This window comes from Helicobacter pylori SA37A (genome assembly GCF_000476015.1).
GTDB classification, from domain to species: domain Bacteria; phylum Campylobacterota; class Campylobacteria; order Campylobacterales; family Helicobacteraceae; genus Helicobacter; species Helicobacter pylori_DB.
The window spans coordinates 1-19,135 of sequence record NZ_CBOO010000012.1 but is presented as its reverse complement, the minus strand read 5'-3'; the positions used below and the strand labels follow the sequence as shown (position 1 = coordinate 19,135).

The 19,135-nt window shown below is 37.7% G+C and carries 16 protein-coding genes and 2 pseudogenes; 10 read left to right on the top strand and 8 right to left on the bottom strand.

What is annotated here, in order from left to right:
- Positions 1–3: 3 nt before the first annotated feature.
- From QT76_RS06430 to fabZ, 4 genes are read right to left on the bottom strand one after another with little or no spacing between them, the layout of a single operon-like run.
- A complete protein-coding gene (locus tag QT76_RS06430; protein ID WP_000577744.1) occupies positions 4–1,047 on the bottom strand; it encodes a rod shape-determining protein in 1,044 nt (347 codons plus the stop codon).
- A 42-nt stretch (positions 1,048–1,089) separates the two neighbouring features.
- A complete protein-coding gene (clpX, locus tag QT76_RS06425) occupies positions 1,090–2,430 on the bottom strand; it encodes an ATP-dependent protease ATP-binding subunit ClpX (protein ID WP_001006286.1) in 1,341 nt (446 codons plus the stop codon).
- A gap of 1 nt (position 2,431) precedes the next feature.
- Positions 2,432–3,244 carry an acyl-ACP--UDP-N-acetylglucosamine O-acyltransferase gene (gene lpxA / locus QT76_RS06420; protein ID WP_000034142.1) on the bottom strand — a complete coding sequence of 271 codons (813 nt, stop codon included), beginning with the start codon at positions 3,242–3,244 and terminating at the stop codon, positions 2,432–2,434.
- Positions 3,245–3,246: 2 nt separating this feature from the next.
- Positions 3,247–3,726, bottom strand: coding sequence for a 3-hydroxyacyl-ACP dehydratase FabZ (gene fabZ, locus QT76_RS06415; protein WP_000438079.1), 480 nt, complete (start codon positions 3,724–3,726; stop codon positions 3,247–3,249).
- A 17-nt stretch (positions 3,727–3,743) separates the two neighbouring features.
- Between fabZ and QT76_RS08675 the strand changes: the two genes are divergently transcribed.
- Positions 3,744–3,917, top strand: a complete 174-nt coding sequence (locus tag QT76_RS08675) for a hypothetical protein (RefSeq protein ID WP_001916212.1) — start codon at positions 3,744–3,746, stop codon at positions 3,915–3,917.
- Here QT76_RS08675 and fliW read toward each other — a convergent pair.
- Entirely contained in the window at positions 3,897–4,286 is a 390-nt protein-coding gene (gene fliW / locus QT76_RS06410; RefSeq protein WP_033617084.1) for a flagellar assembly protein FliW, read from the bottom strand. The two genes, QT76_RS08675 and fliW, sit on opposite strands and share 21 nt — an antisense overlap.
- A gap of 216 nt (positions 4,287–4,502) precedes the next feature.
- On the opposite strand from fliW, the gene QT76_RS08405 reads away from it, so the two are divergent.
- Genes QT76_RS08405 through QT76_RS06395 form a run of 4 tightly spaced genes read left to right on the top strand, consistent with a single transcriptional unit; the run spans position 4,503 to position 8,732 of the window.
- On the top strand, positions 4,503–4,649 hold the full coding sequence (locus tag QT76_RS08405; protein WP_162971676.1) for a hypothetical protein: 147 nt from the start codon (positions 4,503–4,505) through the stop codon (positions 4,647–4,649).
- A 37-nt stretch (positions 4,650–4,686) separates the two neighbouring features.
- Complete coding sequence (locus tag QT76_RS06405) at positions 4,687–5,349, top strand: outer membrane protein assembly factor BamD (protein WP_001237300.1); 663 nt, start codon at positions 4,687–4,689, stop codon at positions 5,347–5,349.
- Positions 5,350–5,391: 42 nt separating this feature from the next.
- Positions 5,392–7,896 (top strand): endopeptidase La, encoded by a 2,505-nt coding sequence (gene lon / locus QT76_RS06400; protein ID WP_033617069.1) that lies wholly within the window; start codon positions 5,392–5,394, stop codon positions 7,894–7,896.
- Between the two features lie 8 nt (positions 7,897–7,904).
- Entirely contained in the window at positions 7,905–8,732 is an 828-nt protein-coding gene (locus tag QT76_RS06395) for a prephenate dehydrogenase (RefSeq protein ID WP_033617068.1), read from the top strand.
- A 344-nt stretch (positions 8,733–9,076) separates the two neighbouring features.
- Here the strand turns inward: QT76_RS06395 and QT76_RS06385 are convergent, their stop codons facing one another.
- From QT76_RS06385 to QT76_RS06375, 3 genes are all read right to left on the bottom strand, one after another.
- Positions 9,077–9,940: a DNA/RNA non-specific endonuclease gene (locus QT76_RS06385; RefSeq protein ID WP_033617067.1), complete on the bottom strand. Its 864-nt coding sequence runs from the start codon at positions 9,938–9,940 to the stop codon at positions 9,077–9,079.
- Between the two features lie 118 nt (positions 9,941–10,058).
- Complete coding sequence (locus QT76_RS06380) at positions 10,059–11,990, bottom strand: site-specific DNA-methyltransferase (protein WP_033617066.1); 1,932 nt, start codon at positions 11,988–11,990, stop codon at positions 10,059–10,061.
- Complete coding sequence (locus tag QT76_RS06375) at positions 11,984–14,530, bottom strand: DEAD/DEAH box helicase family protein (RefSeq protein ID WP_033617065.1); 2,547 nt, start codon at positions 14,528–14,530, stop codon at positions 11,984–11,986. The genes QT76_RS06380 and QT76_RS06375 overlap by 7 nt, the downstream gene beginning before the upstream one ends.
- A gap of 206 nt (positions 14,531–14,736) precedes the next feature.
- Here QT76_RS06375 and QT76_RS06370 point away from each other — a divergent pair, with 206 nt between their 5' ends.
- The 5 genes and pseudogenes from QT76_RS06370 (at position 14,737) to QT76_RS06350 (ending at position 18,999) form a co-directional block, all read left to right on the top strand.
- Positions 14,737–15,585 (top strand): biotin synthase, encoded by an 849-nt coding sequence (locus tag QT76_RS06370; RefSeq protein ID WP_033617064.1) that lies wholly within the window; start codon positions 14,737–14,739, stop codon positions 15,583–15,585.
- Positions 15,585–16,463: a YihY/virulence factor BrkB family protein gene (locus tag QT76_RS06365; protein WP_033617063.1), complete on the top strand. Its 879-nt coding sequence runs from the start codon at positions 15,585–15,587 to the stop codon at positions 16,461–16,463. The genes QT76_RS06370 and QT76_RS06365 overlap by 1 nt, the downstream gene beginning before the upstream one ends.
- Before the next feature lie 322 nt (positions 16,464–16,785).
- Positions 16,786–17,700 (top strand): annotated as a pseudogene (locus tag QT76_RS06360) (DNA topoisomerase); the annotation flags it as partial.
- Between the two features lie 54 nt (positions 17,701–17,754).
- A complete protein-coding gene (locus QT76_RS06355; RefSeq protein ID WP_000965792.1) occupies positions 17,755–18,225 on the top strand; it encodes a hypothetical protein in 471 nt (156 codons plus the stop codon).
- Positions 18,195–18,999, top strand: a pseudogene (locus QT76_RS06350) (nucleotidyl transferase AbiEii/AbiGii toxin family protein). Before QT76_RS06355 ends, QT76_RS06350 begins: the two are co-directional and overlap by 31 nt.
- Positions 19,000–19,135: the final 136 nt, after the last annotated feature.

The window sequence follows — 19,135 nt, the reverse complement described above, 5'->3', positions numbered from 1 at the left end:
GCATTATTCGCTAAAACCCACACGGCTGAGTAAATCCAAATCTTGTATGGCTTCTCCTGTGCCTTTGGCCACGGCCAATAAAGGCTCATCGCCCACATACACAGGGAGTTTAACCATATCGCTTAAATACTTGTCTAAGCCTTTAATCAAAGCCCCACCGCCGGTAAGCACCACGCCATTTTGCACAATGTCTTTAGCTAAATCCGGCTTCACTTCTTCAAGCACGCTCCTTAAAGCGCTAGAGATTTCCCTCACCTGATCTTTAATGGCTTCAAACACATCATCAGAGCTCAATTCAATCGTGTGTAATAGTCCGCTCACTTGATCCCTCCCTGACACTTCCATCGTGAGAGGCGGATCCAATTTGATCGCGCAACCGATTTCAATCTTAATCTCTTCGCCGGTGCGCTCCCCTATTAACAGATTGAATTTCTTGCGGATATATTCCACAATGCTTTGATCCAATTTGTCCCCAGCCACTCTAATGCTTTTAGAGATGACTAACCCCCCAAGGCTGATCACGCCAATTTCAGTCGTGCCACCGCCAATATCTACAATCAAACTCCCTTGAGGCTCTTTGACCGGCAAGCCCGCTCCAATTGCGGCTGCCATAGGCTCTTCAATCAAAAAGACCTCTCTCGCTCCCGCGCTCAAAGCGCTCTCTTTAACCGCATTCCTTTCCACGCTTGTCAACCCATAAGGCACGCACACCATGATGCGCGGGCGGATCCATGTTTTTCGTTTGTGCGCTTTTTCAATAAAGTAGCGGATCATTTTAGCGGTAATGTCATAATCGGCAATCACGCCATCTTTCATGGGGCGAATCGCTCTGATGCTGTTAGGGGTTTTGCCTAGCATTTCCTTAGCCTCGCTCCCCACTGCCAAAATATCATAAGCTTTAGAATCAAACAACCCCATGCGCACCGCCACAATAGAAGGCTCATTGATAATAATGCCCTGCCCTTTGACCAACACGATCGTGTTAGCCGTACCTAAATCTATGGCAATATCATGCGAAAACAAACCGATCAATTTGCTAAAAATCATGCCCTTTCTAATCCTTTATCGTTAAATTTATAAGCGTGTTCCTTAAGGAAGAATTTTAGAATGCGTTTTAGCGATGATCAAAGGTTCAGCCTGTTTTAAAACACAATCTTTAGTGATACGCACTTCCGATCCCTTAAGCTTGGGTAAATCAAACATAATATCCAAACAAAAATCTTCAATGATCGCCCTTAGTCCCCTAGCCCCTGTTTTTCTTTCTAATGCGAGTTTGGCGATTTCTTTAATCGCTTCTTCTTCAAAAATCAAATCCACTTCATCCATTTTGAAAAGTTGCTGGTATTGCTTGATGAGAGCGTTTTTAGGTTTTTGTAAAATATCCACCATCGCTTCTAAACTGATGCTATCTAGCGTGCTTAAAACCGGCAAACGGCCAATAAGCTCAGGGATAAGCCCATAAGTTACTAAATCATGGGTTTGGACTAAATGCAAGATCGCTTCTTGCTCTTTTTTACTCATCTTTTCTTGAGTGAAACCCAACACATTTTGCGTGGTGCGTTTTTTAATGATTTCGGCTAACCCGTCAAACGCTCCGGCGCAAATGAATAAAATATCGCTCGTGTCAATTTGAATGAAATTGCCCTCAGGGTGCTTTCTGCCACCTTTGGGGGGGATATTCACTAAAGAGCCTTCAACGATTTTTAACAACGCTTGCTGAACGCCCTCCCCAGAAACGTCTCTAGTGATGGAGCGGTTTTCTGACAAACGGCTGATTTTATCGATCTCATCAATAAACACAATGCCTTTTTGGGCTTTTTGGACATTCCAATCGCTCGCTTGCAACAATCTTGTGAGGATATTTTCCACGTCTTCGCCCACATAGCCCGCTTCGGTCAAGCTAGTCGCATCGCTAATGGCGATAGGAATATCCAAATGCTTGGCGAGAGTTTGCGCCATTAAAGTTTTACCTGATCCTGTAGGGCCGATCAATAAAATATTAGACTTGCTCAACTCCACTTCTTCTAAATGTTCCAACTCCACATTGCTGTCTTGGTTGTCTTGTTTTTTGAGTTTTTCTTTAAAAGATAAGCGTTTGTAATGGTTATACACGGCTACGGAAAAAACCTTTTTGGCCTGCTCTTGGCCTATCACATAATTGTCTAAAACCGCCTTAAGCTCTTTAGGGGCTGGAATGCGAGAGAGCAAAAACTCTTCTTCATAAGCGCTAGATTCCATTCGCCTCAATCGGTCTCTTTTGAGCGCTAATAAAGAATTGTCGTATTTGTGCAATTCCCCATGCATCACATCTATACAATATTCGCACACGCACACGTCTTTATTGAGATTGCTCGCAAAAATAATGCGGCGTTTTTTGGGATCTCTTGATTCTGGTTTTTTGCAAAAACTGCAATAAAGCGTTTCGTTCATGTTATTCCTCTTGTTTTTCTTCGCTAGAATATTCGCTTGACTTATACGCCACGCCCCTGGAACTCTCTAAAATAAAAGAGCAAATCTCTTTTACAAAAGGGTTATTGGCATGCTCTTCTAATTCTAATTTAGCGCTCTCTCTTAAAGAGGGGATAGGGCGGAACAATCTCTTATAAAGCGCATAGATGAAATCAATATCCTTACTCTCTAATAATTGGCGCATCCTGTGGCGGTTTAACCCCCTAATAAAAGCGCGATTGCCCTCTACGGTGCAATAAGGTGGCACATCTTTGCCTAAAGCACTCTTACCGGCTATCATGCAGCCTTTAGCGATACGCACAAACTGATGGATTGCGCTAAGACCGCCAATATTGACATAATCGCCTATTTCAATATGCCCTGCTAAAGTTACGCCATTAGCCAAAATACAATGACTGCCAATCACGCAATCATGAGCGACATGCACATAAGCCATGAGCAGGTTTTTATCCCCAATAAGGGTTTTTTTAATCCCCCCTTCAGTGCCGGGATTTATCATGCAAAATTCACGAATAAGGTTGTCTTCTCCAACAATCAGTTCACTGTATTCGCCCTTGTATTTTAAATCTTGAGGCTGTGTGCCTAGCACGGCAAAAGGGAAAATTTCGGTGTTTTTCCCAATGAAAGTATGCCCTTGTAAGGTTACATTGTTATGGAGTTTCACGCCTTCATCTAGTTTGACGCCATCCCCAATCACGCAAAATTCCCCAATCTCTACGCCCTTATTAATCTCTGCTTTAGGAGAGATGATGGCTGTTTTTGCAATCTTACTCATTTTTATTCTCTCTCTGCGATCATGGCTTTTAATTCGGCTTCAGCGACCACTTTGCCATCCACTTGAGCCGTGCCGCCCACTTGCCAGATCATGCCCTTATGCTTTAAGACTTCTAAATGGTATTCCAATCTGTCGCCTGGGGTTACAGGAATGCGGAATTTAACCTTGTCAATCGTCATGAAATACACGATTTTTGTTTTGGCGATTTCAGGGTCAAACCCCCACAAGCTAGTGAAAGCCAAAAACCCTCCCGTTTGCGCCATGCCCTCTACGATCAAAACGCCCGGGAAAATGGGCTTATTAGGGAAATGCCCATTAAACACGTCTTCATTAAAAGTGATATTCTTATAAGCGACAATTTTTTGATTGGCTTGTAACTCTATAATTCTATCCACTAAGAGCATGGGATAGCGGTGGGGTAAAATCTGTAAGATATGCTCTATAAAAAATTGAGATTGTAAGTTTTGATGGCTTTGTTCCATAAAATAAACTCCTTGTTTTGGATTCAATTAAAGCGCCATTTTTAGCGTTGGTTATTCTAAAAAATAACCGCTATTATACCATAAGAAAACCGCTCGCTTGTATTTGCAAAAACACCGATGCATTGCGCCATAAACTTAAAGAAACGCTTTATTCAAACACCGCTCATGCATCATTCATGCGTGTGGCTTAGAATATTCTCTCTTAAATGATAGTGTGGGTATTTGTTAGAATCCAAAACCACTTGCCCCATGAGCTGCTTGTCCAAATTGAAAATTAAAGGGGCTAAATAATTCACCGTAGAAAGCTCAATAGGGGTTTGAACGACCATGATATTAGCGACTAGAACGCTCTTGGCTCCCTCTAATTCTAAAAGGATTTTTAAGGGGGTAGGCACTTCAAATTCGTATTTTCTTAAAGCAAAGGGATTGACCAGCGTGAAAGACACCACGGAATTCTCTTCTGCACTATTCAAACGCAAAAAGATTTCATCAATCTTTTGCAAACGCATTTTATGAATGGTTTCAAACCCCAAAATAGGCGCTTTCACATCAAAAAGCATAGGCGATTGCATTCCCTTTAAAAAAGCACAAAATCTTCTCCTTAAAGAATAAAAGACCGCCTTAAAACCAGCGCTCAATGATTTCTAAACTAAACTCTGTATTATATCAAACAATTTTGGTAAAATCAATTTTTGCTAGTTTTGGGTATAATCCCAATAACTTAACCATGATGGAAGTTTAACTGAACAATTATAAAATATAATAAGGAGTGAGGAATGAGCAAGATAAAACCACAAATCAAGAAAAACAATCCCAGCAAATCTCATTACAGCACTGGGTGGAACGTTTTTGGTGCGGTGTGCTTGATTGGAGAAATAGTTTTTAAATTATTTGATAGGAATAAGAAAGATAAGAAAAAATAACCATGAGTTATTCAAAAATTTAATTAAGATAGGTGGCATGCGTTTAAAACATTTTAAAACTTTCCTTTTTATCGCAATGGCGATTATTGTGATAGGCACCGGTTGCGCGAACAAAAAGAAAAAAAAAGACGAATACAACAAACCGGCGATTTTTTGGTATCAAGGGATTTTAAGAGAAATCCTTTTTGCTAATTTAGAAACAGCGGACAATTACTATTCTTCCTTACAAAGCGAACACATCAATTCCCCACTCGTCCCAGAGGCGATGCTAGCTTTAGGGCAAGCGCACATGAAAAAGAAAGAGTATGTTTTAGCGTCTTTTTACTTTGATGAATACATCAAGCGCTTTGGGACGAAGGACAATGTGGATTATTTGACCTTTTTGAAATTGCAATCGCATTATTACGCTTTCAAAAACCATTCTAAAGACCAAGAATTTATTTCTAATTCTATTGTGAGTTTGGGCGAATTTATAGAAAAATACCCTAACAGCCGTTACCGCCCCTATGTGGAATACATGCAAATCAAATTCATTTTAGGGCAAAACGAGCTCAATCGCGCGATCGCGAATGTCTATAAAAAACGCCACAAGCCTGAGGGCGTGAAACGCTATTTAGAAAGGATAGATGAGACTTTAGAAAAAGAGACTAAACCCAAACCATCGCACATGCCTTGGTATGTGTTAATTTTTGATTGGTAGGATATTTCAAAACCATACAAATTTATAACAGAGAGATGAAAAATGACTGAAGATTTTCCTAAAATTCTGCCTTTATTGGTAGAAGAAGACACCTTTTTATACCCCTTTATGATAGCCCCTATTTTTTTGCAAAATAACGCGAGCATCAAGGCGGTGGCTTACGCTAAAAACAATAAATCATTAGTCTTTATTGCATGCCAAAAAGACAGATTGAACGATAATGAAGCCCCTTATTATGATGTGGGGGTGATAGGCTCTGTCATGCGTGAAGCCAACATGCCTAATGGGCGCGTGAAATTGCTCTTTAATGGCATCGCTAAGGGGCGTATTTTAGAGCCTGCTAAAGAAAACGAGCAAGGCTTTTTAGAAGCTCAAATAAGCCCTATTGAATATTTAGAATACGATAAAGAAAACATTCAAGCGATCGTGGAAGTGTTAAAAGAAAAAGTGATCACTCTAGCCAATGTCAGCTCACTCTTCCCCCCGGATCTGATCAAAGCCTTAGAAGACAATGACGATCCTAACCGCATCGCTGATTTAATCGCAGCGGCTTTGCATTTAAAAAAAGATCAAGCGTATTCTCTTTTTGCCAACAACAACACCGAACAGCGCTTGTTGGATTTGATTGATATTGTGATAGAAGAGACTAAAACCCAAAAGCTCCAAAAAGAAATCAAATCCAAAGTCCATCAAAAAATGGAGCAAACCAATAAGGAATATTTCTTAAAAGAGCAGCTCAAACAAATCCAAAAAGAGCTTGGCACAGACAAACAGCGAGATGAAGATTTAAACCAATACTACCAAAAACTAGAAAGCATCAAGCCTTTCTTGAAAGAAGAAGCGTTTAAGGAAATCAAAAAGCAAATTGACCGGCTGAGCCGAACCCATGCAGACAGCTCTGATAGCGCGACTTTACAAAATTACATTGAAACCATGTTAGATGTGCCTTTTGGGCAATACGGGAAAAAAGCGCTTGACATTAAGCATGTCAAAGAGCAACTAGATAACGATCATTATTCCTTAAAAAGGCCTAAAGAGCGTATTGTAGAATACTTTGCCACCATGCAGCTTTTAGAAATGCGCCACAAGAAAAAACCAGAAAAAAAAGACAAAGCTAAAGGCACGATTTTATGCTTTTATGGGCCTCCTGGCGTGGGTAAAACAAGTTTGGCTAATTCCATCGCTAAAGCGATAGAGCGCCCTTTAGTTCGGATCGCTTTAGGGGGCTTAGAAGACGTGAATGAATTAAGAGGGCACAGACGCACTTACATAGGCTCCATGCCTGGGCGTATTGTCCAAGGGCTTATTGAAGCTAAAAAGATGAATCCGGTCATGGTTTTAGATGAAATTGATAAAGTGGATAGGAGCGTTAGGGGCGATCCAGCGAGCGCTTTATTAGAGATTTTAGATCCTGAGCAAAATATCGCCTTTAGGGATCATTATGCGAATTTTAGCATTGATTTGTCGCAAGTGATTTTTATCGCTACCGCCAATAATATTGACAGAATCCCGGCCCCTTTAAGAGACAGAATGGAATTTATCAGCGTGTCCAGCTACACGCCTAGCGAAAAAGAAGAGATCGCTAAAAACTACCTCATCCCCCAAGAATTAGAAAAGCACGCCTTAAAGCCTAGCGAAGTGGATATTAGCCATGAGTGTTTGAAACTCATTATTGAAAAATACACCAGAGAAGCGGGCGTTAGGGATTTACGAAGACAGATCGCAACGATTATGCGTAAAGTGGCTTTAAAATACCTAGAAGATAACCCGCACAAAAAAGGGCGAACCAAAAAAGGCGAGGATAAAAAAAGCGAAGATCAAAAAGGCGAAAATGAAAAAAGCGAAAAAAGAGGCGAAAACAAAGATTTCTGCGTCTCTATCACGCCTGATAACCTTAAAGAGTATTTAGAACGCATGGTGTTTGAAATTGACCCCATAGATGAAGAAAATAAAATCGGTATCGTCAATGGTTTGGCATGGACTCCAGTGGGCGGTGATGTGCTTAAAATTGAAGCAATTAAGATCAGGGGTAAGGGGGAATTGAAACTCACCGGGAGCTTAGGCGATGTGATGAAAGAATCCGCCATTATTGCCTTTTCTGTTGTCAAAGTCTTATTGGATAACGAAACCTTAAAGGCGCCTAAAATCCCTAGCGAAACCGATACAGAGAGTAAGAAAAAGAAAAAAGCGCTGAAAGTTTATAACGCTTACGATTTGCATTTGCATGTCCCTGAGGGGGCTACGCCTAAAGACGGCCCGAGCGCTGGGATCGCTATGGCGAGCGTGATGGCGAGCATTTTATGCGACAGGGCTACAAGAAGCGAAGTGGCAATGACGGGCGAATTGACTTTGAGCGGGGAAGTTTTACCCATAGGAGGGTTGAAAGAAAAGTTGATCGCCGCTTTTAAAGCCGGCATTAAAACCGCTCTCATTCCTGTCAAAAACTATGAAAGGGATTTAGACGAGATCCCTGCTGAAGTGCGAGAGAATTTAAACATCGTTGCGGTGAAAAACATCGCTGAAGTGTTAGAAAAAACCTTACTTTAGAATTTGGCATGAAAGCAGGCATTATTGGTTTAGGGCTCATGGGGGGCAGTTTAGGGCTAGCCTTGCAAGAATTAGGGCGTTTTAAAAGCGTTATGGGCTATGATCACAACGCTTTGCATGCTAAATTAGCCTTGACTTTGGGGCTTGTAGATGAATGCGTGGGATTTGAAAAGATTTTAGAATGCGATGTGATTTTTTTAGCCATTCCGGTTGAAGGCATCATTGATTGCTTGAAAAAAATGACTCCCGTTAAAAAAAGCGCAACGATCATTGATTTAGGGGGGGCAAAAGCTCAAATCATTCATAGTATCCCTAAAAGCATCCGTCAAAATTTCATCGCCGCGCACCCCATGTGCGGGACAGAGTTTTATGGCCCTAAAGCGAGCGTTAAGGGGTTGTATGAAAACGCTTTGGTGATATTGTGCGATTTAGAAGATTCAGGGACTGAGCAAGTAGAACTCGCTAAAGAAATCTTTTTGGGCATTAAAGCGCGCTTGATTAAAATGAAATCTAGCGAGCATGACACCCATGTGGCTTATATCAGCCATTTGCCCCATGTTTTGAGCTATGCGTTAGTTAATAGCGTTTTAAAGCAAAACGACCCAGAGATGATTTTATCCTTAGCGGGTGGGGGTTTTAGGGATATGAGCCGTTTGTCTAAAAGCTCGCCTTTAATGTGGAAAGATATTTTCAAACAAAACCGAGACAATGTCTTAGAAGCGATTGAAAAATGCGAAAAAGAAATCGCGCAAGCTAAGGCTTGGATAGAAAATAACGATTATGAAAGCCTTGCAGAATGGATGGCGCAAGCGAACAAACTCCAGGAGTTCATGTAAAATAATTTAAAATTTTGTATATTGTTGTTTTTAGGGGTGCGAGGAGCGAAATGGGGTATTTGGATTGTTTTTATGGATTATAGGCTGTTTCAATTATAGGCTGTTTCATATGGATAGCATGGATTTATCTAGCAAACCAGCAAACAACTATAAGAGATTATCTTAAACCCGGATCTATTGTTGTGTTTGCCATAATTGTAATAATAATTTCATCTCATTCCTCCAACGCCCATAAAACTTTTATCGCTTCTCATAAAAAAACCAGTTTTAAGCCGTTTAGAAATTTGATTTCTTAAACCTTTATCAAAAATACCGGTGTTTTTACGGGCATTTTAAGAGCGGTTTTAATACTTCTTAGCGTTGTTAAGATACTTAGGCAATTCATTCAACTCAGTGTTTTTATTGTTCTTAAAAACCACTTGCTTTTCAACTCGCTCATATTCTTTACAATCTCTTCTCATTTCTTGTAAGGGATATTTTTGGTTGTCATTAGGGATGTAAAAGCATTCGCTTTTAGCGTTTTCATAGCTGTCCGTTAGGCTTGTATCATAGTGGTACCAAAAGCCGCTAGGGATAGCGATATTCTTAGAGCTAAATGTTCTATAACCCTGTTTGATGATGGTGAGTTCTTCTACTAAAACTTGATGGTATTTCCTAGCCAAATTACGGCCCTCTTTTTCTACCAATAAAACAGAATGCCTGTTGGTGTTTTTGGCTTCAGGGGTGATATTAGTCATTCTGTAAGTCTCTCTTAAAGGATTAGAGGCAAAGTCAAAAGAAGCGTCATTCGCCACAAAATGCCCCCTATCAAAACCACTTCTGGTGTAATCTTGTGTCGTGGCTTGTTGGTATTTGGCTAATCGTGTGTCCGTTTTAAATTCATAGCGTTTTTCAATATTGTTTTTATCCACTAAATCCCCAAATAACACGCTCACGCCATAAATAGGGTTTTTTAATTCGCTAGAATAACACACCGAATAGAAGTTATTTTTTAAGACCTTACAATCAATGTTAGTGAGCATGCCATTAGCGTTATGAGTGGTATTGTGATTTTTAGCGGGGTTAGCGCTATTGACTTGATCCTTGATTTCATTAAGCTTTTTAGTGGTGTAGCTGTTAATGGCCTTAGTGAAATTATCCAGCATGTCCGCTTGGAGCCAACTCATAGCGATCAGGCTAAAACAGAGCAGGTTTTTAAAGGTTTTCATGTTTTGCTCCTTTTTGATTGGCTTGAATACTACAACAATATTTTTAATCGTTTATTTTTACCCACTAAATAGGCGTAGCGTTTTGATGCGTTAAGCGGCGTGCGTTGAATAATCAAACTTAGGAATAAAAAATTTCATTGTATTTTTTAGTGATCCCATCTATCCCCCATGCGTCTTCGTCAATATCGCCTAGGTTCAAATAGTCTTCATTAGAGTCTAAAAGATCGTAACAAATCCTTTTTTGCTCGTTTAAATCTAAATTTTGGAACTCTTCGCTATCAATTTCATCAATCTTGCAATCGGCGCGTTTTAAAAAACGTTCATTAAGAGCGTTAAAGATTTTTAGGCATTCATCGGTGCTTTTAGCGTTAAGGATTTGTTTTTTAATTCCTAAATTCACTTCTTTCAATTCAGCATAGACAAAACTCCCACCCCCTTTAAAACCGCATTTTTTAGAAATGCCCCCTTGCTCGCCCTCTATGACTTTTTTTAACCTTTCTTTGGTGATCGTTTCTATATAGTCCATTTGCTCGATGCCAATGTAGCGGCGTTTCATTTTGTGCGCCACCGCACAAGTCGTCCCGCTCCCAGCGAAAAAATCTAACACGAGATCGTTTTCTTGGGTGGCTATTTCTAAAATATCTCTAATGAGTCTTTCGGGTTTTTTGCCAGCTTTCCACACTAAATTTGCTTCTTTATTGATATTCATCATATCTTTATAAAAGCTTCCCCACCAATCTCCCCTTATTTTTCTTAATCCAATTTTTGCGTCAAAATCATCAGTTTCGCCAATAGTATCACTTAATTTAAGAAGTTGTCTTATAATATTATTTGAATTTTTAAATATTAAATATTGATTATATTCTACAATCTCTCCACTATTAAGATTGCTTTCTTGTTCTTGCGTGAAATTAAAATTAATCTCAGCATTATTATCTCTGTAGATATTATCCGCATTTTTATGGACAAAATCTCTAAAGTCTTTATCATCATTGTAAAGAGCCATGACTTTGTCTTTTGTTATATTCTCATACTTACTTTTTAAGAAATTTAATAGTGTTTCTCGTTTTTTAGTTTTAGGATCTATATAGATCGAATAGTGTTCATCCCATTCTTTAGCTACATAAAGAGAACGGTTAAAACTAAAATTCTCCATATTTTTTGAATAAATTAAAATATATTCGGCATTTTTAACAATATTTCCTTTTTTAGCCGAAGCCACTTTCATGCCTTGCGTTGTTGATAATTCTACATGCAAACTCGCCACAAAATTCTCCCTAAGAAAAATCTCATCCATTAAAACCTTTAAGTAAGCCTGTTCGTTGTCATCGCATTGCACAAAAATCACGCCATCATCGCTTAAAAACTCCCTAGCCGCTTCAAGCCTGTTTTTCATAAACACTAGCCAAGAGCTGTGGTTAAAATTATCGTTGTAATTAAAGCTGTCATTACCGGTATTATAAGGGGGGTCAATGTAGATGCATTTCACTTGTTTAGCGAATTTCTTTTTTAAAGAATGAAGGGCGATCAAATTATTCCCTTTGATAAGGTAGTTTGTGTTTTTATCTTTTAAAGCGCTTTGTAAATCGCCTTCTCCATGCATTTCAAAACGGCACAACACTTTCGGGCTTAAAAGCGTGTCAATTTCTTTTTTATGCAATATTTCATGGTAAAAAAGCTCGTTAGACTTGGTGTTGTTATCTTTAGCGTTACCAAGTAAAACGTTGTCTTTAAAAGGGAAATTCAAAACGACGGATCCGCTAGACTTTAAAAAGCCCCCTTGTGAAAATAAGCCTATTTTATTTTTAAATTGCGTGAAAGAGCGATCTAATTCTTTTGTTTCTAAACACTCCAATAACGCTTTTTCATTGAATACAAGCGTGTTGGCGATCGTTTTAAAAAAAGCGTTTTTGTAGTCGTTAGCGTTTTCATGCTCAAGCATGAAAGTTAAAAGCTTTTCATCATGTTGTAAGATTAAAGTAACTAAGCGTTCTTTAGTGAAATGATTAATTAAAGCATCTAGTAGGGTTTTGAGTGGGGTTTTTAACATTCTTTGTCCTTAAAAATTTGACTGAAAGCGGTTTGAAAATCGCCATTGACTACGCTATTATGGAGCGTGAAAAAAGGCAAGCCTTTTAAATGGAGTTTTTTGTTATGGCTTTTAAGCGTAGCGTTTTCTAGCATTTCTAAAAATTCTTTTTTCCAAGCGTTAGAAGGCTCTAAATGCTCGCCTTTAACTTCCATATAACAAGTGAAGCCTAAAAATTCATATTCATGCGTTTGGGCAAAAAGGATAAAATCCGGCTCAAAACCTTGCGCATAAAAGGGGCTATTTTCTATATTGCAAAAAACTTTTAATTCAGCGAAATGATCGTTCCTTAAAACGCACCATTCTTTGAATTTCTTGTCTAAAAGCTCTTTATGGTCGTTGATAAAATCTAAAAACTTCCTTTCTAAATCGCTGTCTAGTTTTCGCATGTCTTTAAAAAGCAGCCATTCATAAAAGGGAATGTCTTTTTCCCATTCGCTAGCGCTAAGGCTTTTATTATGCGTTTCAAATTCTTTTAATTCTAACGTGCTCACATCGTATTTATCTTGCTCTTTTAAAAGCGTGTCTTTTAAGTTTCCAATGATATAAACAGCGAGTTTTAAAAGGATTTTGTTGTCATCAAACTTTTGGTTTTTATGGAAGTTTGTTTTCAATGGCGAAATATATTGCTCTATAAATCCCACTTTATTGTTAAAGGCATGTTTTTTAAAGGCTTTTTTAAGCGTTTTGAAATCCAGGTTTTTTAAATTAAGGGCTTTTAAAAAATAGTTTATAGGGATTTTATCTAAGGTGTGGGGTATATAATAAGTTGTATCGCCTTTATTTTCTTCTTTAAAATCCACTTTCTTTTCACGCACAATAAAGCCAAATAAGGGGACATGCAAACTTTGGAGTGTGGCTTCAACAGGGTCTGAATAGTCTTTATTGAACAGGTTGTTATTTTTTTCTCTTTTATTGCTCGCATAGTAGCATTTGAAACGCTTGGTGGGCGTTAAAGGGATAGTCTGTTTTTCATTTACAAATCCTAATCCTAAATCTTGTAACTCGTTGTTTAATTTAGCGATAAACTCGCTGTCATAAATGGCATGGTAGTCTAATCTCTCTAGCGTGCTTAATGGGTTGGAAAAATCAAACTTGCGTTGGTAAAACTCTATGCGGCTTGGCTTGAAATCGTTATAGCTAAAGGGGTAGTATCTCGCTCCTCGCCCTATGAGCTGGGCGTCTTTAATGGTGTCTTTTTGACTCGCTTTGTTTTTAAGCCTGACAATGTCAAACAAATTCAACACATCCCAGCCTTCATTGAGCTTATCCACGCTAAAAATCACTCTTTTAGGATTGTCTCTGTCTTCTAGGGAGTTCAATAAAAGCATGCCTTTTTCTAATTCTTTTTCGTTGTTGGTGTTGATCTGGGTGCTTTTTTTGAATTTCGTTTGCAAGAATGCCACAAGGTTAGCGGTGTAATTTTTCTCATCAAAAAAGCTTTTAGCGGCTTTAAAAAAAGCGTTGCGGCTGTAATGGAAAAAATTTTCTAAATCTAAAGGGCTTAAATTTTCTAAAAAGGCGTTGAAGCGCTCTTGATTTGCCTTGCTGTCTTCAATCCTTTCGCTTTTAAACAAAATGCATGGTTTAAAGTTTTCAATATTGTGGTGTTGGGCTAGTAATTCTTTATACAAACTGGAAACGCATGCCCCTAAAAAGCGCGTTTCTAATTCTTTGTTTTCATAAGAAAGGGAGTAGATGTTTTTGCAAAATTTATCCTCGCTAAATTCTTTTAAGGTGTAAGTTACCACCTTTAAATTTTCATATTTGTCTTTAACGCTTTTTTCATTAGGGATAGTGGTGCTAAATTCCAGCAATAAATTGTCTTTATTTTGTTCTAGGGCTAATTTCACCACGCTTTCCCAGTTGCGTTTTTCACTAGCCTCACTATCATTTAATTTCTTTTTAGTCTCTGTGTTTAAATGGTGCGCTTCATCCGCTAAAAAAACCAATTTCTGATCTTTTAAATCCTCTAGGGTGATAGCGTTTTCTTTAGCTTTAGTGAATAATGAAAACAAGCCTTGAATGGTGCTGAAATAAATGTTGATAGCGTTGTTGTGGCTCTCGTTTAAATTATTGATGCTTTTAATCTCTGTGTTTTCATCATTGATATTGATATTCTCACTAAAAAGGTATTTTGATGAGGCGCTGTCTGTGAAATTCAATTTCGTTTTTTCTAAAATGCTAACACTATTCACAAAAAAGATGAAGTTTTGATAGCCTTGCTTGTAGCATTCTAAAATCAAACCCGCCATCACTAAGGTTTTACCGCTACCGGTGGCCATTTCAAACATGAAATACTTTTGAGTTGGGTTGGATTGCCGTTTTTCTAAATAATTGTGTATCGCTTTTTTTTGATAATCTCTAAGCTCTTTTTTTAAATTACTGGTGATGTGAGTGGGTAGCTCTATTTCTCCATTACTGGGCGCGTTATTTGGCGTGCAATCTTTTATTACTGATTGGGGGGGGGGGGGGTAACTTTGAATGAATGAATCTTGCATGAAATCCCTTAATGAAAAAGTGGGAAAATTATAGCGTAAAGTTTTGAGATTAATTTTAAGTGTGTAAGCGAACAATTGAATGAAAATCAAATAAAGTTTTAGTTTTAATATTTAATGGAATAAAGCCCTTAAAATCAAAAAGCGCTTCTTTTTCTTTGCTATAATCAATCTCAAAAAACCAACTTTTTTAAAACAAAGGAATGATTATGCAAGAGATTTTTTTATGTTCTATTTCCAATGTGCGCAGTGGGGATTGCAAGGAAGATTGCGCTTATTGCACGCAAAGCTCACACCACCAAGGAGCGATCAAGCGCTATAAATTCAAAGATGAAAAAGTGGTTTTACAAGAGGCTAGAGCGTTAAAACAATTAGGGGCTTTAGGGTTTTGTCTGGTTACTTCAGGGCGCGAATTAGACGATGAAAAATGCGAATACATCGCTAGATTAGCTAAAGCCATCAACAAAGAAGAATTAGGCTTGCATCTAATCGCATGCTGCGGGCGCGCGGATTTAGATCAACTAGAGTTTTTAAGAGATGCGGGCATTCACAGCTATAACCATAATTTGGAGACTTCGCAAAATTTCTTCCCTAAGATTTGTTCCACACACACATGGGAAGAAAGGTTTATCACATGCGAAAACGCTTTAAGGGCGGGATTAGGCTTGTGCAGTGGGGGGATTTTTGGGCTTAATGAGAGCTGGGAAGATCGAATTGAAATGCTCAGAGCCTTAGCTTCGCTCTCCCCGCACACCACGCCCATTAATTTTTTCATTAAAAACCCGGTATTGCCCATTAATGCAGAGACTTTAAGCGCGGATGAAGCCCTAGAATGCGTGCTTTTGGCTAAGGAATTTTTGCCTAACACTAGGCTTATGGTGGCTGGGGGGCGTGAAGTGGTGTTTAAAGATAACGATAAAAAGGAAGCCAAGCTTTTTGAATACGGCATCAATGCGGTGGTGTTAGGGGATTATTTAACCACCAAAGGCAAAGCCCCTAAAAAAGATATAGAAAAACTGCTCTCTTATGGTTTGACAATGGCGACAAGCTGTCATTAATGAGAGAACTTTTTAAAAGCGTTAGAGGGTTCTTGCGCCTTCTTAGAATGATTTTCCCCAAGCGTCTGAAAAACGCCTTTTTGGGCTTGAGCGAATTGTTTTACTACGCTTCTAGCTTGAGTTTTTATACGATTTTGTCTTTATCGCCTATTTTGTTGTTTGTGTTTAGTCTTTTTGTGTCTCATTACCTGCAAGCGCACAGCGGTGAAATGGAAGCCTTGATTTTCCCCAACGCTCCTAAACTCATTGGCGCGATTAAGGATTTTTTAGAAAATTTTAAAAAAACAGACATGACCTTAGGCACGCTTGAAGAGGTGTCTATTGTGGTGGCGTTGGTGCTTTTTTGTGAAAATTACCGCTCTATTGCGTCAAAAATTTTTCAAGCAAAGCCCAGAGATTATGCGCATTTTAAGGGTAAAGAAATCTTTTTATTTTGGGGTTTTGGCACGACTTTAGTGTTTTTATTCGCTTTGCCCTTGGTGGTGTTTTTTGATATTAAGATCCAAGTGTTTTTTGAGGATAAAGATTCAAGCTTGTTGCATGTTTTAAGATGGATAGGCACTTACGCGTTTTTTTTGATCCTTTTTACCATTCCTACGAATAAGGTGTTTAAACATTATTTTTGGGTGTTTTTATGGGTATTTTTTACGAGCGTTTCTTGGCATGTGTTAAAATGGGCCTTCACCTATTATGTGTTATACAACCGCACCTACCATGAGCTGTATGGGAGCGTTTCTATTTTGTGGTTTTTGATGAGCTGGGTGTATGTGAGCTGGCTTGTGATTTTAATTGGCATGTATGGGTGCAAGGTGTGTGATGCATTCGATCCTAAAGAAGTGTTTAAGAAATTTTTAGGCTTTTTTAAAAAAGAAACTTGATGAAAAAGTTTTCTTTTAGATCGGTTCTAAAAATCTAAACACAAACCCCACAACACCCCAAACTAAAAAAGTTAAAAATAAAAGAAATAAAAAGCAACCACCAGCAAAATAAAAGAATAAAATCTAAAACGCTAGAAGCGTTTTTTACAATCAAACCAAAGAGCCTGGTTGTAAAGCGATAACTTTTTAAAGAATAAAACTTTCTAAAAACATTTCTTAGCACTCTTTAGAATTGAAGTGCAGTTTAGGGATTTTAAAAACTTCATAAACTTCCTTTAAAAAGAAGCTTAGATAAGAGTTTTATAAATAATTACATTCTCTAAAGAATGCCATTTATGACAAGCAAGATTTGCTCTTTAAAATCAAAAATGAGTATTTTAAATGTTCTGCTAAGAGTTTAAAAAGCGCTGGGTTTTTAGCAATGTTTTCTAAAAAAGAGCTAGAAAATGATGAAAGTAATGATGATAAAGACAATAAAGAAAAAGAACAAAACGCACAATTTAATCTAAAAATTGATGATGTGTTAAGTCTAAATGACTTAGTTTTAGCCACCATTAAAAGAAATGCCCCAAGTGCTTATAAAGAGGCAGATTTTGTCAAGCTTTTAGAAAATAAAGGCATAGGCAGACCTAGCACTTATGCGAGTTACTTGCCTACTCTTTTAAAAAGAGAATATATCAGCATTAGCCAAGATAAAAAACACATTATTACGCCTACGCATAAGGGTAAAAGAGTGATAGAAGTGTTTGAAAATGCTTATCAATTCATTATTGATTTGACCTACACCAAACAAATGGAAGAAGTGCTAGATGAGATTGTAGAAAATAAAAGCTCATACTTAGATTTTCTACAAAATTTAGCCACTAAATGCCCTAAGATTGAAAAACTAGAAAGAAATGATGATGAGATAAAGCCTAGTAGTGAAGGACAAATCACTTATATAGAAAACATTTTAAGAGATTTGCAATTAAATTTAAGCGAAGAGCTTAAAAACTACAAAGAAGACAACAGAGTGGCTAAGGCGTTTTTAGACCGATACATTAAAGAGCATGAGTTTTTTAAGAAAAACAACAAAAAGGCTAGTAGCTCTAATAATGATGAAAATAGACCCGCTACGCCTAAACAAATTAGCTTTGCTGAGATGTTAGCTAAAAAGCATAATGTCAAGCTCCCCAAAGGATTTAAATATAGTATGAAAGTGTGTGGGGATTTTATCAATGAGTATCATAAGAAGTAGTAAGTGAAATTTTGCTAAACTAGAACCTAATTAAAACTAATAAGGGAGTTTAACATGTTATACATTCCACCCACTTCAAAAGAAGTCTATGTTAGCTCTATTGTGGCTTTAAATATCCATAGCCCACAAGGCACAGGAGATTGGCATAGTAGCTATGCTTTAATGGAGAATGCGTTTGATGATATAGGGGTTTATATCTATGGTGAAAAACAAGCTCATAATACTAATAAACTACTAGGCAATCTAGGCATTATAGATGGCACAGCAAGGCTCAATAAAATGGGCTATTACCCTAAACATACTCCCACTTATATTGCAGAGCATCCAAGAGCTTGTGTAGATTGTCTCTATGTTTCTGTATTGCAAACTGGAAAGCTAGGGGTTGTTATGCTAGATGAATGGTTTCCTAGTATTGAAGATAAAAAGAGTGTCTATGCTCTTATAGAAGTGATGAAACCCAAATTAAACAAGCAAGAAAGAGAGAATTTGGATAAATGGATAGCAAGAAACCCCATTATAGAGTGAGTTTAAGCGAACAAGCTCTTAATCATGAAAAACTGATGAGAGCCATTGTTAAAAATCTAGCCGACACCCCTATGGTATTAAAAGGCGGAACAGCTTTGTATCTAGGCTATGGCTTAAATCGTTTTTCAGAAGATTTAGACTTTGATTGTCATAAAAAAATCAATCTCTTAGGCAGAGTAAAGAGCGCTATTCCTAATGGCATTATCTTAAATGATATTCATATTAAAAAAGACACTGATAGTGTGGGGCGTTATATGGTGCGTTATGCTACCAAAGACAATAAAGAAGAACAAACTTTAAAATTAGAAATATCTTATAGAGACGCACCAAAAGAGAGCGAAGTCAATGTGATTGAGGGAATGCGAATTGCTAAAATAGAGCGTATTATTGATAACAAACTCTGTGCTTGCTTTGATGGGGAGCATACAAGAACTAAAGCTAGAGATTTATTTGATTTGCATTTTTTAGCCAAGCATTATGAAGAACATTTTAACTTAGATTTAGCAAGTCGCTTAAAAGATTTTAGCAAAGACCCTGATAAATTAGTGAGCGATTATTTAGTAGACATAAAACTAGATGCTTTATTAAATCAAATTATGGACTTAGAAGAAACAGCCCTAGAATTAGGGGTAATGGCTCAACTAATACATAAAAAACTTGAAAAACAATCTCATTCCCTTAATGCCTTGCAAGAGCAACAAGACTATGGCAATAATGATAATAGCCTAGACAATTTCTAATGAAAACACCTACACACATAAGCGTAGGCGATAAGTAACCTTATTGAGTGGGTATTTGATAGTTTTTAGTTGTTTTGTCTTGTTAATTTAATTCCATTTAAAACTACTTAAATACCCTTGCTCTCTAAAATCTCTTTAAAACATTGTTGCAATTTTTTAGAAAATGGCTC